Annotated in this window: 27 protein-coding genes and 5 pseudogenes; 20 read left to right on the forward strand and 12 right to left on the reverse strand. The window is 63.1% G+C overall.

Annotated elements, in window-relative coordinates; all coding sequences use genetic code 11:
- Positions 1-19 precede the first annotated feature (19 nt).
- From ACTGJ9_RS13710 to ACTGJ9_RS13720, 3 genes and pseudogenes are all read right to left on the reverse strand, one after another.
- On the reverse strand, positions 20-2,089 hold the full coding sequence (locus ACTGJ9_RS13710) for a recombinase family protein (protein WP_456675589.1): 2,070 nt from the start codon (positions 2,087-2,089) through the stop codon (positions 20-22).
- Positions 2,070-2,270, reverse strand: coding sequence for a hypothetical protein (locus tag ACTGJ9_RS13715; protein ID WP_456675590.1), 201 nt, complete (start codon positions 2,268-2,270; stop codon positions 2,070-2,072). Before ACTGJ9_RS13715 ends, ACTGJ9_RS13710 begins: the two co-directional genes overlap by 20 nt.
- Before the next feature lie 64 nt (positions 2,271-2,334).
- Positions 2,335-2,541: pseudogene (locus ACTGJ9_RS13720) on the reverse strand (DUF5372 family protein); the annotation flags it as partial.
- Positions 2,542-2,582: 41 nt separating this feature from the next.
- On the opposite strand from ACTGJ9_RS13720, the pseudogene ACTGJ9_RS13725 reads away from it, so the two are divergent.
- Both ACTGJ9_RS13725 and ACTGJ9_RS13730 read left to right on the forward strand, forming a co-directional pair.
- Positions 2,583-3,128 (forward strand): annotated as a pseudogene (locus tag ACTGJ9_RS13725) (ATP-binding protein); the annotation flags it as partial.
- Between the two features lie 3 nt (positions 3,129-3,131).
- Positions 3,132-4,052: a hypothetical protein gene (locus tag ACTGJ9_RS13730; protein WP_456677474.1), complete on the forward strand. Its 921-nt coding sequence runs from the start codon at positions 3,132-3,134 to the stop codon at positions 4,050-4,052.
- On the opposite strand, the gene ACTGJ9_RS13735 is transcribed toward ACTGJ9_RS13730, so the two are convergent.
- Both ACTGJ9_RS13735 and ACTGJ9_RS13740 read right to left on the reverse strand, forming a co-directional pair.
- The gene (locus ACTGJ9_RS13735) at positions 4,053-5,102 is read right to left on the reverse strand and encodes a hypothetical protein (RefSeq protein ID WP_456677475.1); all 1,050 of its coding nucleotides are present in this window, start codon (positions 5,100-5,102) and stop codon (positions 4,053-4,055) included. It lies immediately after the preceding gene.
- 666 nt (positions 5,103-5,768) lie between these two features.
- The gene (locus ACTGJ9_RS13740; RefSeq protein ID WP_456677476.1) at positions 5,769-6,077 is read right to left on the reverse strand and encodes a PilZ domain-containing protein; all 309 of its coding nucleotides are present in this window, start codon (positions 6,075-6,077) and stop codon (positions 5,769-5,771) included.
- Between the two features lie 336 nt (positions 6,078-6,413).
- Here ACTGJ9_RS13740 and ACTGJ9_RS13745 point away from each other — a divergent pair, with 336 nt between their 5' ends.
- Positions 6,414-6,578 carry a hypothetical protein gene (locus ACTGJ9_RS13745; protein ID WP_456677477.1) on the forward strand — a complete coding sequence of 55 codons (165 nt, stop codon included), beginning with the start codon at positions 6,414-6,416 and terminating at the stop codon, positions 6,576-6,578.
- Positions 6,571-6,798: a hypothetical protein gene (locus ACTGJ9_RS13750; RefSeq protein ID WP_456677478.1), complete on the forward strand. Its 228-nt coding sequence runs from the start codon at positions 6,571-6,573 to the stop codon at positions 6,796-6,798. The genes ACTGJ9_RS13745 and ACTGJ9_RS13750 overlap by 8 nt, the downstream gene beginning before the upstream one ends.
- On the opposite strand, the gene ACTGJ9_RS13755 is transcribed toward ACTGJ9_RS13750, so the two are convergent.
- The 3 genes from ACTGJ9_RS13755 to ACTGJ9_RS13765 form a co-directional block, all read right to left on the reverse strand.
- On the reverse strand, positions 6,795-6,989 hold the full coding sequence (locus tag ACTGJ9_RS13755; RefSeq protein ID WP_456677479.1) for a hypothetical protein: 195 nt from the start codon (positions 6,987-6,989) through the stop codon (positions 6,795-6,797). The two genes, ACTGJ9_RS13750 and ACTGJ9_RS13755, sit on opposite strands and share 4 nt — an antisense overlap.
- Positions 6,990-7,210: 221 nt before the next feature.
- Positions 7,211-7,438 (reverse strand): hypothetical protein, encoded by a 228-nt coding sequence (locus ACTGJ9_RS13760; protein WP_456677480.1) that lies wholly within the window; start codon positions 7,436-7,438, stop codon positions 7,211-7,213.
- Positions 7,439-7,472: 34 nt separating this feature from the next.
- Positions 7,473-7,658 (reverse strand): hypothetical protein, encoded by a 186-nt coding sequence (locus ACTGJ9_RS13765; protein ID WP_456677481.1) that lies wholly within the window; start codon positions 7,656-7,658, stop codon positions 7,473-7,475.
- A 203-nt stretch (positions 7,659-7,861) separates the two neighbouring features.
- Between ACTGJ9_RS13765 and ACTGJ9_RS13770 the strand changes: the two genes are divergently transcribed.
- From ACTGJ9_RS13770 to ACTGJ9_RS13780, 3 genes are all read left to right on the forward strand, one after another.
- Entirely contained in the window at positions 7,862-8,068 is a 207-nt protein-coding gene (locus tag ACTGJ9_RS13770; protein WP_148750868.1) for a hypothetical protein, read from the forward strand.
- Positions 8,069-8,101: 33 nt separating this feature from the next.
- Positions 8,102-8,281 carry a hypothetical protein gene (locus ACTGJ9_RS13775; RefSeq protein WP_456678795.1) on the forward strand — a complete coding sequence of 60 codons (180 nt, stop codon included), beginning with the start codon at positions 8,102-8,104 and terminating at the stop codon, positions 8,279-8,281.
- 422 nt (positions 8,282-8,703) lie between these two features.
- Entirely contained in the window at positions 8,704-9,456 is a 753-nt protein-coding gene (locus tag ACTGJ9_RS13780; protein WP_456677482.1) for an outer membrane protein, read from the forward strand.
- On the opposite strand, the gene ACTGJ9_RS13785 is transcribed toward ACTGJ9_RS13780, so the two are convergent.
- The gene (locus tag ACTGJ9_RS13785) at positions 9,453-9,701 is read right to left on the reverse strand and encodes a hypothetical protein (protein WP_456677483.1); all 249 of its coding nucleotides are present in this window, start codon (positions 9,699-9,701) and stop codon (positions 9,453-9,455) included. The genes ACTGJ9_RS13780 and ACTGJ9_RS13785 overlap by 4 nt on opposite strands.
- A complete protein-coding gene (locus tag ACTGJ9_RS13790) occupies positions 9,698-9,973 on the reverse strand; it encodes a hypothetical protein (RefSeq protein ID WP_456677484.1) in 276 nt (91 codons plus the stop codon). The genes ACTGJ9_RS13785 and ACTGJ9_RS13790 overlap by 4 nt, the downstream gene beginning before the upstream one ends.
- A gap of 979 nt (positions 9,974-10,952) precedes the next feature.
- Here ACTGJ9_RS13790 and ACTGJ9_RS13795 point away from each other — a divergent pair.
- The 13 genes and pseudogenes from ACTGJ9_RS13795 (at position 10,953) to dhaK (ending at position 21,624) form a co-directional block, all read left to right on the forward strand.
- Positions 10,953-11,114 (forward strand): DUF2934 domain-containing protein, encoded by a 162-nt coding sequence (locus tag ACTGJ9_RS13795; RefSeq protein ID WP_456677485.1) that lies wholly within the window; start codon positions 10,953-10,955, stop codon positions 11,112-11,114.
- Between the two features lie 478 nt (positions 11,115-11,592).
- Positions 11,593-12,927, forward strand: a complete 1,335-nt coding sequence (locus tag ACTGJ9_RS13800; protein ID WP_456678520.1) for an ABC transporter substrate-binding protein — start codon at positions 11,593-11,595, stop codon at positions 12,925-12,927.
- 102 nt (positions 12,928-13,029) lie between these two features.
- The gene (locus ACTGJ9_RS13805) at positions 13,030-13,989 is read left to right on the forward strand and encodes a carbohydrate ABC transporter permease (protein ID WP_456677486.1); all 960 of its coding nucleotides are present in this window, start codon (positions 13,030-13,032) and stop codon (positions 13,987-13,989) included.
- Entirely contained in the window at positions 13,986-14,939 is a 954-nt protein-coding gene (locus ACTGJ9_RS13810) for a carbohydrate ABC transporter permease (protein WP_456677487.1), read from the forward strand. Before ACTGJ9_RS13805 ends, ACTGJ9_RS13810 begins: the two co-directional genes overlap by 4 nt.
- The gene (locus tag ACTGJ9_RS13815; protein WP_456677488.1) at positions 14,936-15,148 is read left to right on the forward strand and encodes a hypothetical protein; all 213 of its coding nucleotides are present in this window, start codon (positions 14,936-14,938) and stop codon (positions 15,146-15,148) included. Before ACTGJ9_RS13810 ends, ACTGJ9_RS13815 begins: the two co-directional genes overlap by 4 nt.
- Positions 15,149-15,154: 6 nt before the next feature.
- Positions 15,155-16,243: pseudogene (locus ACTGJ9_RS13820) on the forward strand (ABC transporter ATP-binding protein); the annotation flags it as partial.
- On the forward strand, positions 16,244-17,251 hold the full coding sequence (locus ACTGJ9_RS13825; RefSeq protein WP_456678521.1) for an ABC transporter ATP-binding protein: 1,008 nt from the start codon (positions 16,244-16,246) through the stop codon (positions 17,249-17,251).
- Positions 17,248-17,862: a dihydroxyacetone kinase subunit DhaL gene (dhaL, locus tag ACTGJ9_RS13830; RefSeq protein WP_456677489.1), complete on the forward strand. Its 615-nt coding sequence runs from the start codon at positions 17,248-17,250 to the stop codon at positions 17,860-17,862. Before ACTGJ9_RS13825 ends, dhaL begins: the two co-directional genes overlap by 4 nt.
- A complete protein-coding gene (gene dhaM, locus ACTGJ9_RS13835; RefSeq protein ID WP_456677490.1) occupies positions 17,859-18,260 on the forward strand; it encodes a dihydroxyacetone kinase phosphoryl donor subunit DhaM in 402 nt (133 codons plus the stop codon). The genes dhaL and dhaM overlap by 4 nt, the downstream gene beginning before the upstream one ends.
- Positions 18,253-18,567 carry an HPr family phosphocarrier protein gene (locus ACTGJ9_RS13840; RefSeq protein ID WP_456677491.1) on the forward strand — a complete coding sequence of 105 codons (315 nt, stop codon included), beginning with the start codon at positions 18,253-18,255 and terminating at the stop codon, positions 18,565-18,567. Before dhaM ends, ACTGJ9_RS13840 begins: the two co-directional genes overlap by 8 nt.
- Complete coding sequence (gene ptsP / locus ACTGJ9_RS13845) at positions 18,545-20,170, forward strand: phosphoenolpyruvate--protein phosphotransferase (protein ID WP_456677492.1); 1,626 nt, start codon at positions 18,545-18,547, stop codon at positions 20,168-20,170. The genes ACTGJ9_RS13840 and ptsP overlap by 23 nt, the downstream gene beginning before the upstream one ends.
- Entirely contained in the window at positions 20,167-20,598 is a 432-nt protein-coding gene (locus ACTGJ9_RS13850) for a hypothetical protein (RefSeq protein ID WP_456677493.1), read from the forward strand. The genes ptsP and ACTGJ9_RS13850 overlap by 4 nt, the downstream gene beginning before the upstream one ends.
- Positions 20,599-20,635: 37 nt before the next feature.
- A pseudogene (gene dhaK / locus ACTGJ9_RS13855) lies at positions 20,636-21,624 on the forward strand (dihydroxyacetone kinase subunit DhaK).
- Between the two features lie 10 nt (positions 21,625-21,634).
- On the opposite strand, the gene ACTGJ9_RS13860 reads toward dhaK, so the two are convergent.
- Both ACTGJ9_RS13860 and ACTGJ9_RS13865 read right to left on the reverse strand, forming a co-directional pair.
- Entirely contained in the window at positions 21,635-22,432 is a 798-nt protein-coding gene (locus ACTGJ9_RS13860) for a carbohydrate ABC transporter permease (protein ID WP_456677494.1), read from the reverse strand.
- A pseudogene (locus ACTGJ9_RS13865) lies at positions 22,429-23,307 on the reverse strand (carbohydrate ABC transporter permease). Before ACTGJ9_RS13865 ends, ACTGJ9_RS13860 begins: the two are co-directional and overlap by 4 nt.
- Positions 23,308-23,311: the final 4 nt, after the last annotated feature.

The following is a 23,311-nucleotide window of genomic DNA, read 5'->3' on the forward strand; positions in this document are numbered from 1 at the left end:
TGCTCACCTTTCTATCTCGTTAGAGTTCCAGTTCTTTTTGTAGCGGAGTGCCGGACGGCGGACGTCTGAGGCGCCGCGCGGTGGCGGCTCGTTTGACGTCAGCACGCTCAAGATCGGCTGCTTTGATGATCCAAGGTGCCCCTTTGCAAAGCTGGCCCGCCGCGAGCTGGTCGTCCTTGATCAGACGTCGCACGGTTGATGGGCTGACGGAGAGGGCCGCGGCCGCCTCGTCCAGAGTGACCTCGCCGCGGTCGTGGCGCTCGCCTTCACGATAGGCTGCGACGTCGTTGTGGCTGCGCAAGCTGCACACTCGCGACTTGGTCCAGCCATTGCCGCGCCCCGTGGTCTTGCCGGAGCGGTTTAGCACCGACGCGATCGCTTTGTCCGGCATCTGCCGCGCCAGCACGCGCACGAGATCGACTGTCTCTCCCGCTGCGCTCCAGCGGTGCTGGCCGGAGCGATTCTTCTTGACCTTGAGAGCGGAGTGGTCACCGCCGTGCCAGCGGATCACCAGATCGAGCGTGGTGTCCTCGACGCGGACGACGATCTCGTCGATCAGCGTTCGCACGATCCGCTTGCGCGTCTCGGGGGCCACGCTGGCACTCGACCAAGCACGCTCCAGGTCGGCGCCTAGCGTCATCAGCCGCTCCCGGTCGGCAGGTGTGAGATCAACAGCGGGCGAAGCCGTCAGTGCGTCCAGCTCGGTCTCCAGATTGCGCGCGACCGCCAGCCGGTCATTCCATCGCTTTTCCAGCTCGGCGGCGACGAGACGATTGGCGGGATCGACGGCATCGTATTGGCGGCGCGCCCGCCCGACCTCATAGCGAGCCTGCTCCAGCGCCAGTTCGACTTGGCCGCGTTTGTCTTCGTTCGCACGGCTGCGCGCAGCCTGCGCGGCGAGTGCCGCCTCGATACCGAGCGGCTGCAGGCGCTCGACCACCTCGGCGGCCACGTCACGATCGATCCGCATGCCGCCGAACGAGATGCAAGGGTCACCGCCATGATTGTTGGCGCCGCCCCGACAATGGTAGCGACCGGTGTTGCCGTCCTTGCCGGAGTAGGCGACGTGAAGTTTGCGCCCACAATGGCCACAGCGCAGCAGGCCGGCGAGCAGAGCCTCACCTCGGCGCAGGGCACCGCGGCTCATCGGGTTCTTGCCGTTGGCGTTATCCGCAATCAGGCCGAGGTTCCTCTCATGGTCCGCCCAGCTCAGATAACCCTCATGATGGTTCGGAATCAACACCTCCCAATCCTTGCGCTCCCTCTTGAAGCCGCGAACCACCTTCTTGCGGCCGGCCTCGATGCTGATGCGGCTGCCAGTGCGCCCGAATGCATACGCGCCCGCATAGATTGGGTTGGTCAGAATGTGCAGGATCGTGTTGTAGACCGGCAGCTTCCACTCGACCAGGCGGCCTTCGGCGCCATAGGTGACGGCCGGCAGCGGAACGCGCTCGTGTCTGAACCAGAGGTGCACCTGACGCACCGACTGCATCTCGGTGAACTTGGCAAAGACGAGCGCAATCGCCTCGCCGACGCGCCGATCCGGGTCCTTCTCGATACGGTTGTGGCCGACCCGCACGTAGCCGACGGCGACCGTCATGAACAGCTCGCCCCGGCGCGCCTTCTGCTTCAGCGCTTCGAGCGAACGCTGGCGCAGTACCGACAACTCCATCTCGCTCATGGTACCCTTCATGCCGAGCAGTAGGCGATCGTTGGGCTGTCGCGGATCGTAGACGCCGTCCTCGTCGGCGATCAGTGTGCCGACGAGACCGCAGAACTCGAGCAGGGTGTGCCAGTCGCGACCGTTGCGTGCGAGCCGCGACGCTTCGATCGAGACCACGACTCCGACGCGCACCTCACAGATGGCGGCCAGCAGCTTCTCGAAGCCGGGCCTCGCGACGCCACCACCGGAGCGACCGAGATCGTCATCAATGACGGCAACATCGCTCCAGCCCAGCTGTCGCGCGCGCTCCGGCAAATTGTACTGACGGCGCTTACTTTCCAGGTTGTGGGCGACCTGATCAGGCGTCGACTGACGGATGTAGACGACGGCCTGACGGGCGAGGTGCTCAGGCGTGACCTTGCTCATGAGCGGCCTCCCTCGTCTCTGCGGTTGGCGTGCCCGTCTCGATATTGGCGCCGTCGGCGAGGGCCTCGACCAGCAGCCTCTCGATCAGGCGGACGAGAGTGCTTCTCTGCGACGCCGGAATCGCGGGCGTCTGGCGATCCTCCTCGAACAGGCTTCGTTGCAAGTAGCGTCTTGGTTGCATGATCCCCTCCTTCACGCAGGGGCCGCGCCCCGCCTCGAGAGGCGATAAGCACATCGATTCGCGCCCGCAGCTCGACGAGCCTTTCGACAGCCAACCGAGGGCTTGCTGTGAGCGTTGCAGAGCGAGCAATATCCTCGCTCATCCAGGCCGGGATTAGGGCGAGTGTCCCGTCGGGCTGCACCACGACCAAATGGTCCTCGCCGGCGAAGCGCTTGCGGTGCTCGACCTGCACCATCTGCCCGGCCCGAGGATGGAACGGATAGAGGATCAAAACCTCGAACGCCAGACACCCGGCATTGTGACGCTGTCTCGACGGGCACCGGCAAGACCCATCTGGCCATCGCTATCGCGCGAAGCTGCATCCGATCCGGCGCCCGTGGCCGCTTCTATAACGTCGTCGACCTCGTCAACCGGCTCGAGACCGAGACCCGCAACGGTCGGCAGGGACGGCTCGCCGAGCATCTGACCCGCATGGACTTCATCGTTCTCGACGAGCTGGGCTATCTGCCGTTCGCGCAATCCGGCGGTCAGCTCCTGTTCCATCTCATCAGCCGGCTCTACGAGCGCACCTCGATCATTGTCACCACCAATCTTGCGTTCGGCGAATGGCCGAGCGTGTTCGGCGATGCCAAAATGACCACCGCGCTACTCGACCGATTGACCCATCACTGCGACATCGTCGAGACCGGCAACGACAGCTGGCGATTCAAAAGCCGCGACGATGTTCAAACAACCCGCGCTCGCGCCGTCTCCGCAACCCCGACCAGCTCCGACGACCCGAGCGCTACCAGCAGAGCACGCCGCTCAAAGGGGTCCCTTTTGGATGCCGATAGGGGGTCCCAGTCGAACGCCGATTGACAGTTGCAGCACCGCGCCTACGTTGCCGACGCATCGATCTCCTCGTTCGAGGTGCACAACCTGCCGGCCTTCCTGAAGCGGGCCAGGAGGCATGGCGGCCTGACCGAGTACTCCGGCTATCTCGAGACCGCACTGATGCCGCTGCATGCGCTGCTGCAGGCAGCCAAGCCCTTGGTGATCAAGAAGGGCGAGGCCGGCCACCCGGCGCTGCCGAAGACACCGGAGCAGATCGCGCGCGAGGCAAGCCAGATGACATGCCAATGCTGCGGCGGCCTGTTCCTGGCGAACACCGGCAGCATGGCCCACCATGGATACCGCCGCCCCGGCGAAGGCTGGCAGACAATGTCCTGTATCGGCGCAAAGTCCGTGCCGTTTGAGGTCGGACGCGGGCGCCTGGGCGAGCATATCGAAGATCTGAAGGCTTGGGAGGCGGAGGCCGTCGAAGAGCGCGCCGCCGTCGCCGGCGAGATGCTCCCGGTCACGATTATCTACCGCAGCCACACCGGCCAGCGGGACCACCGGGGACGGCTCCCCATGGTGCGGCTCGCCGTCACCCGCGAGTCCTTCGACGTCGAGAAGACCGCGCACGCCGACGACTTCAAGCGGAACGGCATCACGACCTTCGCCGTCGAACTGGCGGATGATCTCGCCCGCCGCGACCGCGAGATCCAGGGCGTCGGCGACGAGATCCGCGCGCAGCAGGCCCGCTACGACGGCTGGAGGCAGACACACCGCTGGGATCCGGATGCGTCTGCCTGGAAGGCACTCTATCGACCGGCCCCGGGCAGCACGGCGGTCAGGTCGAAACGACGCGGAACGGATGCTCGGCTAATCATTCAGATTTTCCGACAGATTTTCCGACGCCTCATGCAAATTCGTGGGCAGCCACGTGTTTCAGCCTCTGACGTCGTCGCCAGTCGATGATCAAACAGACGCCCGCAGCAAACAACACAGCAGATAGCAGCAAGCCTCCCCTGCGGCCGTCTCGGTGGCCGTGAGAATGCTGCGGATTGGCGCGAGCCGAACATACACGAACGCAAATACCGCGAGGGCCAAGAAGGCAGTCGTCAGAACTGTCAAGCGCTCGGGGATCGTAAAACTATGCGATGGGGCACCGAGCGACTCAGGAGTAAATTTCCGCTGGATGTTCTCACTCACTCTTGGACAAGAAGTGGCCATTGCCTCCTCGCAAAGAGAGAGGACAACATCGCCAACACCGGGAGGCGGCGGTTCTCCGTATTTGACGTGATCGCGTGCCAAGGTTTCAATTCTGGACCTTATGAATCTTTGTGCTGGTATCGTCGTTGCCGCCTGAACAACCATCTCGCGTGCCAGTTCCCGCGAACCTCGAGGCCCTCCTCTCCAGGCTTGATGCGATGACGTCTCGACGTCACCCCCATCGGTCGGAATGTCGTCTGCCCGCACGCTAGGTGTGGGGGCGACAGCTTCCAGCCAGTTCATCAGAGACGACCATCGAACGCCGTCTTCCACCCTCTGAAAGAGATCCGGTACGTAGCCGTCGCGGAGCAGGCGATTCCAGACGGGAGCGTCTAATTTGCCAATTTCTTCGCTGCCGTGATGATGCGAGTGATCGTCAGGCTCTTTCTCGTCGCTCACGTCATCCCGCTGCAGCTTCAACGCTTTGGCGATTGCAGATGTTATCACGCAGCTCCGCGTGCCCGGCATCGTCTCTGCATACTCCATCCACAGTGCCCGCATCATGGTGTCGCCATTGGCGGCCAGCTCTGCGATCTCAAATGGTTGCAGCGACCGGTGCTGCTTCCTGTTGTCGATTGCGTTCTTGGAGTTCGTGCCTTTGCCCATGTAGGAGGCCGCGCTCTGAATTTTCTCGGCTATGACTACGTGCTGTTGCTCGCAGGCTGCCGCATAGCCCCGCGCCCGCAGCTCCTCGATATATCGACTGACAAGCGCCTCGCAGGCCGCACGGATCACGGCTTGATCAGTCGTCGACACGAGGAACGCTAGGTGTTGGTGAATGTGCCACCCGGTGTTCAATGAGAACGTGACTTCCGGCGCAACGATTACTCCTATGCCATCGACGTCGGCCCGAATCTTGGTCCATGCTCTGCCGGCCCGAGCGGCGCGGCTGGCCTCCGATACCGCGGTTTTCAATTCGGCGAGGCCATGACTGCGCTCATGACTGATCGTCAGCGTGATCGCCGCGACTGAGCCGCCACCGGCGACGGTCGCCTCGAATGCTTCAGATACGCGTGTTCTTCGCTCCGCTGCGGCCCTGCTGGAGCAGATCGGGCAAAGCCAAGGAGACCCACATCGGTAGATGCCAGTTGCGAAAGCCCTCGTCCGAGCCCCGATCTGCTTGACATAAATCCCAACGAGGTCGTTCGAGTTCGAAGCATACCCATAGGGGAGGGTCGCTTGTAGCGGGCGCGCGGCTCTTGTCCTGAACGGGCATGCGCCGCGCGAGGCCAACCGGGTCCCGGTCCCGCGCGGCGTTCAACCCGCACACAACCCGCTAAGATGATCCCATTCGGGACGAGCCACCACGGAAGAAGTGGGCTCCCGGCCGTCCTCGAAGAGCGCCGCGCTCGGGGCCGAAAGTACCTCGGGGTCTTTGAGCGCGGCGCACACCCACCAGCGGACTTGCCCGACCCAATGGCGTTATTCAACCGCCAGGATTGCGAGTGGCTCACTGGAGTCGTTTGCGAATTCCGACGAGCGGCGACGCAGAAGGAACGAAACGCCGCAGAGCGTTCCTTTTCTCCACATGACGCGGCAGATGAAGATTGCAGAATGTCCGTCGAACGACAGCACAAATTCGTTCGCAAACACGTAGTACGGCGTGGAGATGCAGGCGCCCAGGGCGGTGATGTCGCGCACAATACACGGATGGGTCCCGCGAATTTCACCAAATGACAACCGCGCCGGCCGGTTCACCGGCGTGCGCTCCATTGCACGACGTTCGATCATGGCGAGATGCTCCAAAATGAAAAGGTGACTTTACGAAGTCAATTTCCCGGTCCCGCCGATAGCCCGGAAAACGGCAATGTCCGCATGTTGAGCCGCTCGGGCTCGCACTAACAAGCAGCGTTGTTGTCTTATTAAAATTGGATCGAAGTTAGTGGTTAACTCCAAGCCCGGTAAGCCGAAAGAAAGACCGAATGACCAATCAACCTGACCAGACCATCGGACTGACCGATCTACTCGCGCTTTCGGAAGACGCGCGGCTAGGACGGGCCGCCGACGCGCTCGAAAAAGATCGCAGCCGCTGCGCCGCAGCTTCAACGCCTAGCCGATACCTTGGAGATGCTGACCGCATTGCTCGCAAGCTGCACCGGCGTGGGCTCTGCTCGGTGTTACGCCGAAGGCGAGCGGTTTGGCAAAGAAGTGCCGCTGAACTATTTGCGCACCGGCGACGGCGCGAAGCCGTTCGCGTGCGACGCCGACAGCGCGGAGATCGGCAATGACTGATCGCGCCATAGTCGCCGCGCTCAATGGATTGTCCGATAAGCTTAATGAAGCCGCCGCGGCTCTAGATACCGTCAGCCGCTACGCTTACAGCAACAACCTTGTGCCGCGCCTTGAGCACGGTTCGCCGCTCGCGCGTATGGTCGAGCAGTGCGACCGCGCAGCCGCCATGATGCCGGAGCCGCGCGAGCCGACTAAATGGGACCCGCCCGAAAGCTGTTAGCGCTGATGTCCCAACCCGATGCCCAGCACAAGGGCTTTCTGACGAAGGGCACCAATCGTGCGCTTCATCTGCTTCGATATCTTCAGCACGGGGGTGCGTTGCTTGGAATGGCTCTTGAGCGACTTAAGATCAGCCGCAGTCCATTCGCGGCGAGCGGGCGTCTTGGTCTTCTTCGTCTTCGCTGTTCTCACTGATCGCTTCCGTTATCGTGATTGGAGCGGGGCTGTTAGCACAACGCGTGGAGTCGTCAACTAACTAATAGGTATTGCGGCGACCGTGCACTTAACTGCTGCCGCGAATATGTTCCGCGCGCGATGATAAGGCGGGCCGAGTGGCTCACCGCTCCGGCGCGGAGGAAACTTGGCGGTGCCTTAGCGCCGCTCCTGCAAGCTCAAGTCCTGCAGCCGCGTCTTCACTTGCTCTTCGCCTTGGATTTCTTCTTCGGCACCGCGCCCGCAGCGGCTTCCCGCGCGAGCCGCTCGGCCTTCAGCCGCTCTCGATTCTGAGCGAAGGCCTGCTCGGCGAGCGCGTGCTCGGACATGGCCTTCACCGCGTCGACCTGGCGGAAGGCCTTGCGTGCTTCGCGCTCCGCATTGCTGACTGGTTTCGGCGGTTGGTGGTCACCAAAGGTCTTTGTCATCTTGTCTCGATCCAGACGCTGCTCGAAAGTCAGGTCAATTCTTGCTTGTCGGCCCGGCATCTCGCGCCAGGCGCTCCGCCCTGAGACGCTTGTGGTTTTCCTGAAACTCGGGATCGGCGTGGCTGTCGGCGATCGTTTGCCGCGCCCCGATTGGATTTTGCGCCTTCCGGTCCGCTTCATCCGCGAGCTGTTGCTCGGCGGAGCGCTTCCGTTTGGTCATTGCTCGATCCTTGTCCGGAACTATTGGAATGATTCCCCGGGAACAATAGAGGCTTGTCGCGCAGGCGGCGACCTCAAAAGTGCGGGGCGCCCGGCCCGAGGGTCCCAGCGCACCGGCGAAGCTGCCCCACAAATGCTCGGGTTACATTGCGTCACAGCATGCTCTACACTAGAGCAATCGTAGACGATTTTGGAGGTAAGCACATGTCCTATGCCTATAAGCTGAATGAAGACGTTCGCCACCAGCCCCAGGGTCCACAAGGACGTGCAGCCATTGATCCGGCAATGGTTTACACCATCGTTCAATGTATGCCGATCGAGGCAGATGGACGTCTTCGATACCGTATCAAGAGCAAGTCGGGGAATGTCGAGCGAGTCGTGACTGAAGATCAGCTGTCGTACTTTCAGTGATTTGGCGCGCTTGTTTGCAGAAGGAGTTTCGTCGTGCTGAATGATCGAGAAAATATCCTGATCGCGCTTCGAGAGAAGCCGCTCAAGGTCTACGAAGTCATGAAACGCGCCAATGTCGCGAACGAGGAAGTTTGCCAGTCCCTGCTGTTGAAAATGCGAGACGAAGGCTCGGTGAAGTTCGATATCCACAAAGGGCGATGGCTCATCGGATGAGCTGCCAATTGCAGCGACGGCCCAGGCATGCGTTCTTTTCCGGCATGCCTCTCTCTTTTCAGAATATCTTCCTCGTTGCCTAAGTCGCTGGCTTGGCCCAGTTGCCAAGCCACCACAAGCACAATCAGCTGCTCGCCCTGTTCAAACACCCTCCGCTTCACCTACCGTTGCAGCCGAGGAATTCGTGCAGAACGCGAGCGGGCGCCGAAGCCGCTCGATGCTGCCGGCGAAATTGGAACCTCAGCCAGCGGTTCCCCAAGCTCGCGTGGAACCCAACTATCTAACATACATCAACTTTTTTCGGCCGCCCTCGGCAGTGTTGCGGATTCGCGACAGCAACGATGGAGGGCGAGGACTAGGTTTCGCAAGGCACGTGGGCGAACACGTCGTGCTTTCAACCTTTCCTTTGGGGAGACATTCGAATGAAAAAACTTCTACTTGTTGCGAGCGGAGCACTGGCGCTCGGTCTGTCGGCTCCCGCCAGCGCGGCGGATCTGGCGGCCCGGCCTTACACCAAGGCGCCGCCAGCGGCCGTCGCAACTGTCTACGATTGGAGCGGCTTCTACATCGGCGCCAACGGCGGTTGGGGTTCGAGCCACAACAGCTGGGATTCGGTGCCGCCTTTCCTGGTGGGCCCCGAAGGTTCGCACGATGCGACGGGCGGCGTTGCTGGTGGTCAGGTTGGTTATCGCTGGCAGACCGGCACCTGGGTGTTCGGCCTCGAAGCCCAGGGTGACTGGGCCGACCTGCGAGGCAGCAACCTGAGCACCCTGTTCGGACCGGACTTCCGCAACGATTCACGGATCAACGCGTTCGGTCTGTTCACCGGCCAGATCGGCTGGGCCGCCAACAACGTCCTGTTCTACGTCAAGGGCGGTGCTGCCGTGACCGATAATCGCAACCGGATCTACTCGACCGCGACCGGCGCTCTGCTGGCCAGCACCGGCGACGACACAAGGTGGGGTGGTACGGTCGGAGTGGGCCTGGAATACGGATTCGTGCCCGGCTGGTCGGCCGGCGTCGAGTACGATCATCTGTTCATGCAGGACCGGACCCTCACCTTCACGGCACCCGGTGGCGTAGCATTCGGTGCGGATCGCATTCGTCAGGACGTCGATCTCGTCACGGTCCGCGTCAACTACAAGTTCGGCGGCCCCACCGTGGCACGCTACTAAGATTTCAATATTCCGTTCCCGTGAAACTTGCCCGACCGCATCGCGGCCGGGCTTTTCTTCTGAGCACCGGTTGCGTCGCCCTTTTTCTCGCGCTCCTCTCGTGCCCGGTCGACCGCTCCGCCCTGTGGCTGGCCGCTCACCTTGGCGCCCGGAAGGTGATCCTGGCGCTCCAACTCGCGATCGATGACCTCGCGAGATCCTTCTGCGGGCTCCTTGTCGAATGGGCTTGGGCGCTCGCTGCTCATGGTCGTGTCCTTCTCTGCTGATTGTGTGATTCTCTACGCGTGCGGGCATCGCGCTCGGCGACGTAGCGCTCGTGTTCCGAGATCGCGCGGTTTGCCATCAGGATCCTGTTGGTCTGGCCCTCCTCGATCATTGTCGTAAGGCGCTGCACCAGGAAGACGCATGTCTCGAACTCATCGCGGATTGCGCCGCTGCGCGCCAGAAAGTCGAACGCGATTTCGTAGGCCTGTGCCGCGGCCGGTTGCCGATAGTCGTTGAACAGGATGTGCTTCATTCCGAGAAAAGAGCGGCTCGGGCACATCGTTCCTATGTAAGAACGATCGCGTCGCCTCGCGTGGCATCTGTTGACAGGCGATCGCGCGCGCCCGGTTCCTGTGTCGCCATCCTGTCAATCCCTCTCCGTAAAAATATTCCACTTTACCGAAATTCGGAAATGGCGTATGTGTTGCGGCATCCCGGCTCATCCTTGAGGGGCGATCTCGTGTCGTCTTGTTCGCGAGCCGGGCTTGCGGTGGACGCGGGCAGCGTTGGGCGCGAGAGGTGCGGGCAGGGCGGGTAGTCCCTGTGAGCCCGAAACCGCGTGCCGACGAGCGGCGCTGTCCAGGTTCGTCTCGCCCGCATTCTTCCGGCAACGTCGACAACGCCGGAAGATAATGCGGCGAGCCAGCGAGCCGTGCGTACGGCAAAACCGTGTGGTCCTGGCCGTCGTTGCTACGGCCAAGCTTTCGCGGAGGTGTGGAGCGCCCAACCGGGTCAACCGCATCGCCAATCTGCGAGGCGAGGGAGGCCAGAAGGAACTCGGCTCCCGGGAGAGCACGGCATAAGCCGTCAACCCACTGCGCAGGAAGGCCGAGTGATTGGCACCACCTGTATGCTGCTGTGCGGTCTCCTTCCGCACCATTTTCGTGCAGCGGACCGCGGGTGCGAGGTCAGCACCCGGCCTTCCCTGCGCCCTCTTGGACAAGAGGGGGCGCGACGAAGCAAAACTCGGGCGAATTGCGCCGCGAGAATGAAGGCGCGTGTGCGGTTTGAGAACCGAAGCCCGGGGCAGGTCTGACGCTCGAAAATTGATTCTGCGAAATTGATTCTGCGAAATTGATTCTGCGAGATCGTGCCGGGCGCGCAGGAACTCTTGCACCTGATCGACGCTTGAATCAGCGGGTCAGCCTCGCTGATGGCTGGCCTGCGTGGCCCCGCCTCCCCAGCCCCACAAGCCCCCAAGGTGGGGTCGCGCTTGATGACAGGAGATGCCATTGGCCGAGCCGACCGAGCAAGAGATCAGAGAACGCGCCCACCAATTGTGGGAGCGTGCCGGCAAGCCCGAAGGCCGCGAAGACGAGTTCTGGCACGCGGCCGAGCAGGAGTTGCGCAACGAGGACAAGTCGAATCCGATGCGGACGCCGGACACGCTGTGACCAGCAAGCCATGCCCCTTCTGCCGCGGTCTGGGATGGGTCTGCGAAAACCATCCACTCCGGGCCTGGAGCGAGGAGGCGGGCGGATGCCGTTGCGGCGAGGGCATGCCTTGCACCTGCAATACGACTGAGGATCCCGAGACGCGAGCCGTGATCATCGAAGCGGACACGACCTGGCATTAGCCGCGCTTCGCGGGGCAAGATGCGTTTGTAGCTTCGCGCTTCGAGCTGTCGCGAACACGTCGCTCGACCGCGGCGAAGAACGCATCAACGCCGCTTGCAATGTTTAGTAAATGGTGGTTCACTAAACAAATCGAGCCTGCCGGGCCTCTAGAATCCGGGTGGCGCGAGGAAACGCTAGTTTAGTTATTCAGCTCGTCACGGACTGTGTCGCTCTGCTCGAAGCATTCGGGCGGACAGGAAAGCCGCGCCATCTCGATGGCCGGCCCACTCGGAGGGAACGTGCAATGAAACGGACGATGAAGACGCTTGTTGTGGCATGCGGGGCCGTTGCCGCCGCATTCGGCGTCGGAGCGGGGACTACGCCCGCGCAGGCGCAAGGCAAGACCATCACGCTGTGCTGGGCCGCATGGGACCCCGCCAACGCGCTGGTCGAATTGTCGAAGGACTTCACCGCCAAGTCCGGCATCGGCATGAAATTCGAATTCGTGCCGTGGACCAATTATGCCGATCGATTCCTGAACGAACTCAATTCGCACGGCTCGCTGTGCGATCTCATCATCGGCGATTCACAATGGATCGGCGGCGCCGCGGAGAACGGCCAGTACGTCAAGCTGAACGATTTCTTCAAGAAGGAAGGAATCAGCATGGACGACTACATGCCGGCCACGGTGGTCGGTTATTCCGAGTGGCCGAAGAACACGCCGAACTACTGGGCGCTGCCGGCGATGGGCGATGCGGTGGGCTGGACCTATCGCAAGGACTGGTTCGCGCGGCCCGACGTGCAGAAGGACTTCAAGGCCAAATACGGCCGCGACATCGGCGTGCCGAAGACGCTCGATGAGCTCCGCGACATCGCGCAATTCTTCCAGGGCCGCGACATCGACGGCAAGAAGGTCTATGGCGCCTCGATCTATACCGAACGCGGCTCCGAAGGCATCACCATGGGTGTCTCGAACTACCTCTACGACCACGGCTTCAAATACGACGACCCGAAGAAGTCCTATGCGATGGACGGGTTCGTGAACTCGGCCGGCGCGGTGAAGGGGCTCGAGGCCTACAAGGAACTCTACAAGTGCTGCACGCCGCCGGGCGCCTCCAATTCCTACATGTCGGAGGGGCTTGATGCCTTCAAGTCCGGCCAGGTCGCGCTGCAGATGAACTTCTTCGCCTTCTTCCCGGGCCTCTACAAGGACCCGAATGTCGGCGGCGACAAGATCGGCTTCTTCGTCAATCCGGCCGGTCCCGCCGCGCAGGCGACGCAGCTCGGCGGACAGGGCATCTCGGTGGTCTCCTATTCCAAGAACCAGCCCGAGGCGCTGCAATACATCAAGTGGTTCTCCGGCGGCGACGTCCAGAAGAAGTGGTGGGCGCTCGGCGGCTATTCCTGCGCCAAGTCCGTGCTGAACGATCCGAGCTTCCCGACCAGCGCGCCATTCGCCAAGGAGTTCCTGCAGTCGATGGGAATGGTCGTCGACTTCTGGGCCGAGCCGTCCTACGCCCAGCTGCTGCAGGCCGAGCAGAAGCGCGTGCATGACTATGTGGTGGCCGACAAGGGCACTGCGCAGGAAGCGCTCGACGGTCTGGTGAAGGACTGGAAGGCGATCTTCAAGGAAGAAGGCAAGAAGTTCTAAGCCAAGCCGTCCGGAGCGCGTGCGCTCGCGCTCCGGACTTTCCTTCGCGATGACCGGAGCCGTCGTATCGTCGACGCCCCGGTGCCAGGATCGGTCGCTGCAATGAACGAATTGAGTGCCTCTTCGCGGATCACCTATCGGGCCGTCATGGTCCGGCCAGGCGTGGCGCGTCGTATCCGGGGCCTGTCGGACAAGACGCTCGCCTGGCTCTTCATCACGCCGACGATCGTGCTGCTGCTGGCGATCAATATCTTCCCGCTGCTGTGGACGATCTATCTCTCGTTCACGAACTACCGTGCCAATCGCGCCAATGTGCCGACGATCTGGCTGGGGGCCGACTGGTATCAGTCGATCCTGACCGATCCGGACATCTGGGCTGCGATGCAGGTGACGGCGCATTTCGTGATCTGGACCGTGGTGATCGAGACCGTGCTCGGATTTGGCCTTGCCTACCTCATCGACAAGAAATTCCGCGGCCACGGGATGTGGACCACGATCATCCTGCTGCCGATGATGCTGTCACCCGCCGTCGTCGGCAATTTCTGGACGTTCCTTTACCAGCCGCAGATCGGCTTGTTCAACTACGTCATCGCCTTCTTCACCGGACGCGCGGCCTCGTCGTTCCAGATGCTGGGCGACGTCACGCTGAGTCCCTGGGCCATCGTCATCGTCGATGCCTGGATGTGGACGCCCTATGTGATGCTGATTTGTCTCGCAGGCCTGCGCTCGATCCCGGACTACATCTATGAGGCGGCGGAGGTCGACCGCGCGTCGAAATGGCGGCAGTTCTGGTCAATCACGCTGCCGATGGCGCTGCCGTTCATCATGCTGGCGGTGCTCTTCCGCGGCATCGAGAATTTCAAGATGTTCGACATGGTCAATCTGCTCACCGGTGGCGGGCCGGGCTCGACCACTGAAGTCGCGTCGATCACGCTGAAGCGGGCGGCGTTCGAGAGCTGGCGCACCGGCTATTCCTCGGCCTTCGCGATCATCCTGTTCGTGACGGTGTTCGGCCTCGCCAACATCTACGTGAAGGCGCTGAACAGGGTGAAAAGCCGATGACCTCAGCCACCACAGCCCATTCCGTCGTCGAGCCGTCGACCGCGACGCGGCGCTTTGCCGGCTCGCTCGTCGTGCTCTATGCGATCGTCACCATGATCCCGCTGGTGTGGATCATGCTGACCGCATTCAAGTCGCCGGACGATGCGATCTCCTATCCGCCCAAGGTGATGTTCAAGCCGTCGCTCGAAGGCTTCTGCAATCTCTTCACGACGCGCTCGCGCCAGACCCCGGAGTTCATCCGTTCGCTGGGGCCGCCGCAGGGGCTTTGCGACAGCATCGCGCGCAGCCGCAACATGGTGGTCGCCGGTCCCTCGAACTACGTGCCGCGCTTCGTCAATTCGCTGATCATCGCCTTCGGCTCGACCGTGCTCGCCGTCGCGCTCGGCACCTTGTCGGCCTACGGCTTCTCGCGCTTCCGCGTGCCCCTGAAGGACGATTTGCTGTTCTTCATCCTGTCGACCAGGATGATGCCGCCGATTGCGGTCGCGATCCCAATCTATCTGATGTACCGCACCATCGGATTGTCGGACACAAGGCTCGGCATGATCCTGCTCTACACCTCGGTCAACGTCTCGCTCGCGGTCTGGCTGCTCAAGGGTTTCATCGACGAAATTCCACGCGAGTACGAGGAGGCGGCGATGATCGACGGCTACACCCGCTTCCAGGCCTTCGTGAAGGTGGTGCTGCCGCAGGCGACGACCGGAATTGCGGCGACCGCGATCTTCTGCCTGATCTTCGCCTGGAACGAATACGCCTTCGCGGTGCTTCTCACCTCGGGCAACGCACAGACGGCACCGCCCTTCATTCCGATCATCATCGGCGAGGGCGGGCAGGACTGGCCCGCAGTGGCCGCCGGCACGACGCTGTTCCTGGTGCCGATCGTGGTGTTCACGGTGCTGCTGCGCACGCATCTGCTGCGGGGCATCACTTTTGGAGCCGTCCGCAAATGAGTATCGATGCCACCCCGTCCCTCGCGCGTCGCGGTCTTGCTGATCGCGTACTGCGCCGTGGTCCGTTAGAGGCCGCAGCGACCGCGATCATCGCCGCCGGCGTCGTGATGCTGATGCAGCCATTCTCCCTGACGCTGTATTCCTGGTCGTTTGCGACGACCCTGTTCGGCACGGTGATGTTCACCATTGTGTCGAAGGTTCGGGAGTAGGGCGCGATGGCACAGATCAGGGTCGAGGCGCTCGACAAGTCCTTCGGGACGTTTCATGCGGTCAAGTCCGCCAGCTTCACGGTGGAAGACGGCCAGTTCCTTTGCCTGCTCGGACCGTCCGGCTGCGGCAAGACCACGACGCTCCGCATGATCGCCGGCCTGGAGCTGCCGACGTCAGGCACCATCCGGCTCGATGGCGAAGACGTGACGATGAACCGCGCATCGGCGCGCGACATTGCCTTCGTGTTCCAGCTGTTCGCGCTCTATCCGCACATGAATGTCCGGCGCAACATCGGCTTTCCCCTGAAATGCGAGGGGATCGGTGCGGCCGAGCGCGACCGGCGGGTCGTCGAGGCCGCGCGCATCCTGCGGATCTCGCACCTGCTCGACCGATCGGTGTCGGGCCTCGCCGGCGGCGACCGTCAGCGCGTCGCGCTGGGGCGGGCGATCGTGCGGAAGCCGAAATGTTTTCTGATGGACGAACCGCTCGGCGCGCTCGATACCGAGATGCGCGAGGCGATGATCCATGAGCTGCGGGCTCTGCATGACCGGCTGGGCGCGACGACCGTCTATGTCACGCATGACCAGCTCGAGGCCATGGCGATGGCGGACAGGATCGCAGTGATGAACAATGGCGTGGTCGAGCAGGTCGCAAGCCCGCGCGACATCTACGACCGGCCGGCTTCGCTGTTCGTCGCGGATTTCATCGGCTCGCCGCCCATGAACTTTCTGCCGTTCCGTAGTGGCCTGCAGACCGGCGCAGAGGCGATCCGGCTCGGCGAGCGCGACGTCGCGATTCCGGCTGCGCGCGAGGCGATGGCGGACAGCGAGCTCGTGCTCGGGGTACGGCCCGAGCATGTGCGGTTCACCGATCGCGGCATGGTTCGCGGCGAGGTCTATGGCACGGAATATCTGGGCACGACGCAGATCGTGACCGTGACGACGCACTACGGTGCACTGAAGGCCCGCGCATCCAGCAGCACATCCTTCCGCACGGGCGAGACCGTCGGGCTCGATTTCCGGCCGGATACGCTGTCGATCTTCGACAAGAGGTCGGGCCGGGCCATTCGCACCGCGCTGCATGAGGGGGCACGCATGGCTGAGGTCGAGATCAACGCCGTTTCCAAGACCTTCGGCAAGACGGAAGCCGTGAACAATCTGTCGCTGACAATTGGCGACGGCGAGTTCGTCGCATTGCTCGGGCCGACCGGTGCCGGCAAGACCACGGCGCTGCGTTTGATCGCCGGATTGGAGCAGCCGGACAGCGGTTTGATCTGCATCGACGGGCGCGACGTGACCGGCGATGCACCGGCAGACCGCGACGTCGCCTTTGTCTTCCAGCAATATTCGCTGTATCCGCACCTGACCGTGTTCGAGAACATGGCCTTCGCGCTGCGCGCGCCGACCCGCCGCGTGGCTGAAGTCGATATCCGCGCGAAGGTGCAGGAGGTGGCGCGTCTGCTTCATATCGAGACCAAGCTGGACAACAAGGCGACGCAGCTGTCGGGCGGGCAGATGCAGCGCGTCGCGATCGGGCGGGCTCTGGTCCGTTCGCCGTCGATCTACCTGATGGACGAACCGCTCTCCTCGCTGGATGCCAAGCTGCGCGGCGAACTGCGGCTCGAGCTCAAGCGCATCCAGGTCGATCTCGGCGCGACGATTCTCTATGTCACCCACGACCAGACCGAGGCGATGACGATGGCGTCGCGCATCGGCGTGATCGAAGGCGGGCGGCTGATGCAGATCGGATCGCCGCGCGAGATCTACGAGAACCCGATCAACGCGCATGTCGCGGCAAGGCTGGGCCAGCCGACGATCAATCTGCTGCCGGCGGCCCTGTTCGGCGGCGTGCCCGATGGCGCCGAGACAATTGGTGCGCGGACCGAGCACCTGACGATTGCGCGCGGCGGCGGCGACGTGTCGGCGACCGTCAAGCGGGTCGAGCATCTCGGCGACCAGAGCCATCTCCATCTCGACCTCGCCGGCCGGCCGGTTGTGACGCTGGCGGATCCCGAAGCCGGCTTCGGCGCCGGAGACGTGGTGTCGCTCCGTCTGAACAAGCCGCTGTTTTTCGATGCGAAGGGCTGGAGGGTAGCGGCATGAGCCTTGATCGGGCAGCCAGGGAAAAACTGGTGCGAGCGCTGGCGGGCTCGGTGATCGAGCACGCCGAGGAGTTGACGAGCCTCGACCAGGCGATCGGCGATGGGGATCACGGGCTGAACATGAAGCGGGGTTTCGAGGCGGTGCTCGCGGCGTTGCCGGGCCTTGCCGACAAATCGCTCCCGGAGATGCTGAAGGCGATCGGAATGACCCTGGTCATGAAGGTCGGCGGCGCTTCGGGGCCGCTGGTCGGCACATTCTTCATGGAATTGGGCAAGGCACTTCCGGAGCAGCCAAGCCGGGCCGATCTCGTCGCAGCGACGGAGAAGGCGATCGAAGCCGTCAAGGCGCGCGGCCGTTCTGAGGCGGGGCAGAAGACGCTGCTGGATGTCCTGGTGCCGGTTCACGCCGTGCTGGCGGGAGGCGGCGATGCCAAGGCAATTGCGGCCGAGGCTGTGCAAGCGGCCGATCGCACCACGCCGATGCAGGCGATTCGCGGCCGTGCGTCGTTTCTTGGGGAACGTTCCATCGGTCATATGGACCCGGGCTCGCGCTCGGCGTCCCTTCTGATCGGCGCAGCAGTTGAGACACTGGAGTTCGAGGTCAATACATGAGCAGTTCACGTCCCGGCAATGTCGGAATTGTCATCGTGTCGCATTCACCGAAGATCGCGGAAGGTGCGGCCGATATGGTGCGCCAGATGGTTGGAGACGCGGTGCCGCTGGCCTGGACCGGCGGCGATGTCGATGGCGGGCTCGGTACGAACGTTGCAGGAATCCTCGAGGCGATCGAGACAGCCTGGTCACCGGCAGGCGTCGCGATCCTTGTCGATCTCGGTGGTGCCGAGACCAATTCGGAGATGGCGGTGGAGATGCTCCCTGAGGATCGGCGTGCCCGCGTCCTGGTTTGCAATGCCCCGGTGGTTGAGGGAGCCGTGATTGCTGCGACCGAGTCTTCGGGCGGTTCGCCGCTGGCCGCCGTCAAGCGCAGCGCGGAGGAATTCTATGCATGATGCCAACGCCAACCGGGCGGCCCAGACGTTTGCGCAGCTGACCGCCTCGGCGGTCCTCGTCAATCCGGTCGGCCTGCACGCGCGACCATCGGTGAAGCTCACGCAATTGGCAAAGGGCTTTGCCGCAAAGATCGAAATTGCGCTTGCTGCCGACGGACCCTGGACGGACGCCAAGAGCCCGGTGAAGGTGATGCGCGTGAAGGCGCCGCAGGGCGCAACACTGCATTTCCGCGTCGCCGGTCCTGACGGCGAGGCGGCGCTCGCGGCCATGCTGGCGCTGGTGCATGACGGTTTCGGCGAGGCCTGAGATCGTGGGCGAGATCCATCTCACCGGCCATCCCGCCTCGCCAGGTCTCGCCATCGGCCCGGTCGCCATGCTTGCGACCGAAGTGGCGAGCAGAGCCGCGAAGGGTGATCCCGCTCACGAGGCCGCAGCGCTGAAGGCAGCGATCGAGGGGGCCTCGATGGATCTCGCCGAGCTGATCGCGACTGTTCATGGTGAAGCCGCGGAGATCCTGGAATTCCAGGTCGCGATGCTCGGTGACGATGCGCTTGCGGAGCGGGCTTACGAAGCTGTTGCGGCCGGTGCTGCTGCCGATGAGGCCTGGCGCGCAGCACTCGACGCGGAGATCGCAGGCTATCGCGCGGCGGATGAGGAATACTTCCGGGCCCGTGCCGCGGATCTGGTCGACATTCGTGATCGCGTGCTCGCAGGTCTGAATGGTGCGGATGCGGTCGCAAAGATCTCCGGTGCGTCCGTCGTCCTGGGTGAGGACATTTCGCCGTCGACGTTCCTGGCCGTCGACTGGACCCGTGGCGGCGCTATCGCGCTCGCTAGCGGATCGCCGTTCTCGCATGTCGCGATGCTCGCGCGGTCGCGCGGCGCACCCATGGTGGTCGGATTGGGGCCATTGCCGTGGAACGGGAAACCGCCGTCACTGGCGATGGTCGACGGCGACACCGGCACCGTGATCTTTGATCCCAAGCCGGAAACGCGTCGCCTGTTCGAGCACCGCATGGCGGCTGCCAACGTCGCACAGATCGCCGCCGACGCCGGCCGCCTCAAACCGGCGCTGACGGTCGATGGGCGGCGTATCGCCGTCCTGCTCAATGTTGCCGCGCCTGAAGATCTTGTGGGCCTTGATCCCGCGATTTGCGACGGCATCGGCCTCGTGCGGACGGAGTTTCTGTTCGAGGGATCGAGAGGCCTGCCCGACGAGGAAGCGCAATATGCGGTCTATCGGTGCATTCTCGAATGGGCCGCGGGGCGGCCGGTGACGATTCGCACCCTCGATGCCGGCGGTGACAAGCCCATCGCCGGCTTGACGGTCGATGGCGAGCGCAATCCATTCCTGGGCCAGCGCGGGATACGGCTCTCGCTTGCGCGGCCGGAGGTGTTTCGCGTGCAGTTGCGGGCGCTGTGCCGTGCGGCCGTCCATGGGGCGCTGAAGGTGATGTTGCCGATGATCGCGGTCCCCGTTGAGCTCGATCGTGCCAACGCCATGCTGGATGCGGAGGTTGTGGCGCTCAGGGCAGACGGCATCGCCTGCGCCCGGCCGCCGCTCGGCATTATGGTCGAGATTCCCGCGGCAGCGCTATGCGCGGAGGATTTTGGCGCGGCGTTCTATTCCATCGGGTCGAACGACCTCACCCAATATACGATGGCTGCGGCGCGCGATATCGGTGCTGTCGCCGACCTCAACGATGCCGGCCATCCGGCGGTGCTGGCGCTGATCGCGCGCACCGTCGCGGCCGGGCGCAAGCGCGGCGTCGAGGTCTCGCTCTGCGGTGATGCCGCGGCCGATACGCGCTTGACCAATGCGCTGCTGGCGGCGGGCCTGACGACCCTCTCGGTCTCGCCGATTGCGGTGGCGCGGCTCAAGGCCGCCATCGCCGGGGTGACCGCATGACCGACGATGCAGCCGAAGATACAAGCCGTCCCGGCGACAGCAATGTCGCAGACTACAAGCTCATCCTGCGGCGGGCCCTCGACAACCGGCCATCCGGGACGCGATTGAAGCTCGCGGCCGCGCTCGGCAAGAACCGCTCTTTCGTGAGCCAGATCACCAATCCAGCCTATCTCGTGCCGATCCCGGCGAAGCATGTCCCCATTATCTTCGAGGTCTGCCACCTCGCAGGTGCCGAGCGCGCGGCTTTCCTCAAGGCCTATGGGCGCGCGCATCCGGGGCGGCTGCGCGGCGCTCATCGCGAGGCGCGCACCCGTGTCGTTACCGTGACGGTGCCCGATCTCGGCGACGACAAGAAGAATCGCGCGCTCGAGCAGCTCATCGTCGATTTCGCTGCTCAGCTTGCGCGCTACGCCGAAAGCATCGGCTGACGAATTCGGACTGCAAAAAGACAACCGGGAGGACGCCATGAAAAAGCTGATCAACAGCGCCGACACGGTGCTCGAAGAGAGTCTCGACGGATTGGCGGCTGTACATTCCGATATCCTGGTGCTCGGCGCCGAGCGGAAGTTCGTGCGTCGCCGTACCCTGAAGCCGGGCAAGGTTGCGCTCATCTCGGGCGGCGGCTCGGGGCATGAACCGCTCCATGCGGGCTTCGTCGGCGTCGGCATGCTCGATGCCGCATGTCCCGGTCAGGTCTTCACGTCGCCGACACCGGATCAGATGATCGAGGCGGCCGAGGCCGTCGACACCGGGGCAGGTGTGCTCTTCATCGTCAAGAACTACGAAGGCGACGTGATGAATTTCACCATGGCCGCCGAGATGGCCGGGCGCGAGATCGCCAGCGTGGTGTCCAATGACGACGTCGCGGTCGAGAAATCGACCTACACCACCGGCCGTCGCGGCGTCGCAGGCACGCTGATCGTGGAAAAGATGGTGGGCGCCGCGGCCGAAAAGGGCATGTCGCTCGCGGCGCTCAAGACGCTCGGGGATGATGTCAATCGGCGCACACGCTCGATGGGGTGGCGCTGCTGCCGTGCACCGTTCCGGCGGCGGGACGGCCGAACTTCACCCTCGCTGACAACGAAATGGAAATGGGCGTCGGCATTCACGGCGAGCCGGGTCGCCGCAGGGTGCCGCTGGCATCTGCCGATGCGATTGCCGCCGAGATGCTCAACGCCATCCTGGGCGATCTCGCACCGGGCAAGGGCAGCGAAGTCCTGCTTCTGGTCAACGGGTTCGGAGCGACGCCGCTGATCGAGCTCTATCTGATGGCCAATAGTGCCAAGCGGATTCTCGACGGTGCCGGGGTCACGGCGACGCGTTTCCTGACCGGATCCTATGTGACATCCCTCGACATGGCCGGTGCCTCGATCACCGTCTCCGTACTCGACAGCCGGTCAAAGGAATTGTGGGACGCTCCCGTTCATACCGCGGCGCTCCGTTGGGGCATCTGATCGATCAGGCTCACGTGCGGATCACAAAGCCCTTGGCGAGATGATTCCGCACGAAATAGATCATCGCGATTCCCGGCACGAGCGCGAGCACGGTCATCGCCATGACGAGGCCGAAATCGGTTCGGAAGCCGAACAGCGCGTTGATGGCCATGGTGATCGGCTTGCCGCCGGTCGTCGTCAGGATGCGCGCCAAGACCACCTCCACCCAGGAGAAGATGAAGCAGAAGAACGCGGTGACGCCGATGCCCGGCGCAATCGCTGGAATGAGATGGCGGAAGAAGAAACTGACGAGCGAATGGCCATCCAGAAAGGCCGTCTCGTCGAACTCGCGCGGCACCGAGGCGATAAAGCCCTCCAGTATCCAGATCGAGATCGGGATGTTGAAGACGCAGTGCACCAGCGCGATGCCGAGCGGGGTATTCTCCAGGCCTACTTGCGCGAACAGCACGAAGATCGGTAACGATAGTACGACGGTCGGGGTGATGCGGAACACGAGCAGCAGGAAGAACAGCTGCCGGTCGCCGGCAAAGCTGTAGCGCGCGAACGCGTAGGCCGCAGGCAATCCGACACCGAGGCACAGTGCGACGTTCAGAACGACGTAGATGATGGAATTGAGGATCGCTTCCTTCAGAACCGGCGAATAAAGAATGTTCTGGTAATTGATGAGGCTGAAATGCCCTTCCGCGATCCCGGCTCTCGGCAGCGTCGAGACGAAGCTGGTGATGATGGTCTGCGCCAACGGCACCAGGACGAAGACGCCGACCATTGCGAACAGGACGATCCGCCCCGCCGATGACAGCGATTTCACCTGGTCGACTCCATGGCGACAGGCGCCCGGGGGCTCGTGGCCGCCTTGAAGGTCCACGCGACCGTCAGGACGATCAGGAAGTAGACGATCGAGCGGGCGGCGGACGGTCCGTAGTTGAAGGACCGGATTTCCTCGCTGAGCTCGAGGCTGAGGAATGCGGTGGCGCTGTCAGGGCCTCCGGCGTTGATGCGGAAGGCTTCGACATAGATCATGAAACTGTCCATGAAACGAAGCAGCACGGCCATCGACAACACGGCTTTCATTTTCGGCAGCTCAATGAAGCGAAACACCTGCCATGGCGATGCCGCGTCGATGGCCGCGGCCTGATAGTACGCAGGCGGAATGCTGGAGATGCCGGCATAGGCGAGCACGACGACGAGCCCCAGCCAATGCCAGGTGTCCATCACCACCAGCACGATCCAGGTGTGCAGGGCATTAAACTTGTAGTCAAAGCCCACGCCCAGCCAGGCCAGCAACCGGCCGGCGAGACCGATATTGGGATTGATGAAGTTGAGCCAGATCACCGGGATCATGTTCCAGGGCACCACGAGCGGCGCGGTGATCAGAACGAGGACGGTGCTGACGACGAAGCGGCGCGATCGTTGCAGCAAAAGCGCAATCCAGATGCCGAGCGGCAACTGGATCGACAGGACGATGAGCGAGAACAGAAAACTGCGGCCCAAGCTCGCGTAGAAGCGTTCGGAAGTGACGATGTTGCGGTATCAATCGACGCCGACCCAATAGGGATTGTCCAGGCTGAACAGGTCCTGGAAGGAGTAATTGGTGACGGCGACCAGAGGGAGGATTCCGACGAAGGTCACGATGACCAGTGCGGGAAGCACAAGGAACCAGGCTCTGTTGTCGTATGGCTTCATTTCA

It is taken from the genome of Bradyrhizobium sp. RDM12, from assembly GCF_051917485.1.
Taxonomy (GTDB): domain Bacteria; phylum Pseudomonadota; class Alphaproteobacteria; order Rhizobiales; family Xanthobacteraceae; genus Bradyrhizobium.

Bases quoted from the DNA above. Each gene is read 5' to 3' on its own strand.
- dhaL (WP_456677489.1), top strand. From the start codon at position 17,248: ATGAGCCTTGATCGGGCAGCCAGGGAAAAACTGGTGCGAGCGCTGGCG.
- ACTGJ9_RS13740 (WP_456677476.1), bottom strand. From the start codon at position 6,077: ATGATCGAACGTCGTGCAATGGAGCGCACGCCGGTGAACCGGCCGGCG.
- ACTGJ9_RS13715 (WP_456675590.1), bottom strand. From the start codon at position 2,270: ATGCAACCAAGACGCTACTTGCAACGAAGCCTGTTCGAGGAGGATCGC.
- ptsP (WP_456677492.1), top strand. From the start codon at position 18,545: ATGACGGTTTCGGCGAGGCCTGAGATCGTGGGCGAGATCCATCTCACC.
- ACTGJ9_RS13850 (WP_456677493.1), top strand. From the start codon at position 20,167: ATGACCGACGATGCAGCCGAAGATACAAGCCGTCCCGGCGACAGCAAT.
- ACTGJ9_RS13745 (WP_456677477.1), top strand. From the start codon at position 6,414: ATGCTGACCGCATTGCTCGCAAGCTGCACCGGCGTGGGCTCTGCTCGG.
- ACTGJ9_RS13710 (WP_456675589.1), bottom strand. From the start codon at position 2,089: ATGAGCAAGGTCACGCCTGAGCACCTCGCCCGTCAGGCCGTCGTCTAC.
- ACTGJ9_RS13840 (WP_456677491.1), top strand. From the start codon at position 18,253: ATGCATGATGCCAACGCCAACCGGGCGGCCCAGACGTTTGCGCAGCTG.
- ACTGJ9_RS13805 (WP_456677486.1), top strand. From the start codon at position 13,030: ATGAACGAATTGAGTGCCTCTTCGCGGATCACCTATCGGGCCGTCATG.
- ACTGJ9_RS13800 (WP_456678520.1), top strand. From the start codon at position 11,593: ATGAAGACGCTTGTTGTGGCATGCGGGGCCGTTGCCGCCGCATTCGGC.
- ACTGJ9_RS13770 (WP_148750868.1), top strand. From the start codon at position 7,862: ATGTCCTATGCCTATAAGCTGAATGAAGACGTTCGCCACCAGCCCCAG.
- ACTGJ9_RS13785 (WP_456677483.1), bottom strand. From the start codon at position 9,701: ATGAGCAGCGAGCGCCCAAGCCCATTCGACAAGGAGCCCGCAGAAGGA.
- ACTGJ9_RS13815 (WP_456677488.1), top strand. From the start codon at position 14,936: ATGAGTATCGATGCCACCCCGTCCCTCGCGCGTCGCGGTCTTGCTGAT.
- ACTGJ9_RS13750 (WP_456677478.1), top strand. From the start codon at position 6,571: ATGACTGATCGCGCCATAGTCGCCGCGCTCAATGGATTGTCCGATAAG.
- ACTGJ9_RS13780 (WP_456677482.1), top strand. From the start codon at position 8,704: ATGAAAAAACTTCTACTTGTTGCGAGCGGAGCACTGGCGCTCGGTCTG.
- dhaM (WP_456677490.1), top strand. From the start codon at position 17,859: ATGAGCAGTTCACGTCCCGGCAATGTCGGAATTGTCATCGTGTCGCAT.
- ACTGJ9_RS13765 (WP_456677481.1), bottom strand. From the start codon at position 7,658: ATGACCAAACGGAAGCGCTCCGCCGAGCAACAGCTCGCGGATGAAGCG.
- ACTGJ9_RS13760 (WP_456677480.1), bottom strand. From the start codon at position 7,438: ATGACAAAGACCTTTGGTGACCACCAACCGCCGAAACCAGTCAGCAAT.
- ACTGJ9_RS13790 (WP_456677484.1), bottom strand. From the start codon at position 9,973: ATGAAGCACATCCTGTTCAACGACTATCGGCAACCGGCCGCGGCACAG.
- ACTGJ9_RS13810 (WP_456677487.1), top strand. From the start codon at position 13,986: ATGACCTCAGCCACCACAGCCCATTCCGTCGTCGAGCCGTCGACCGCG.
- ACTGJ9_RS13825 (WP_456678521.1), top strand. From the start codon at position 16,244: ATGGCTGAGGTCGAGATCAACGCCGTTTCCAAGACCTTCGGCAAGACG.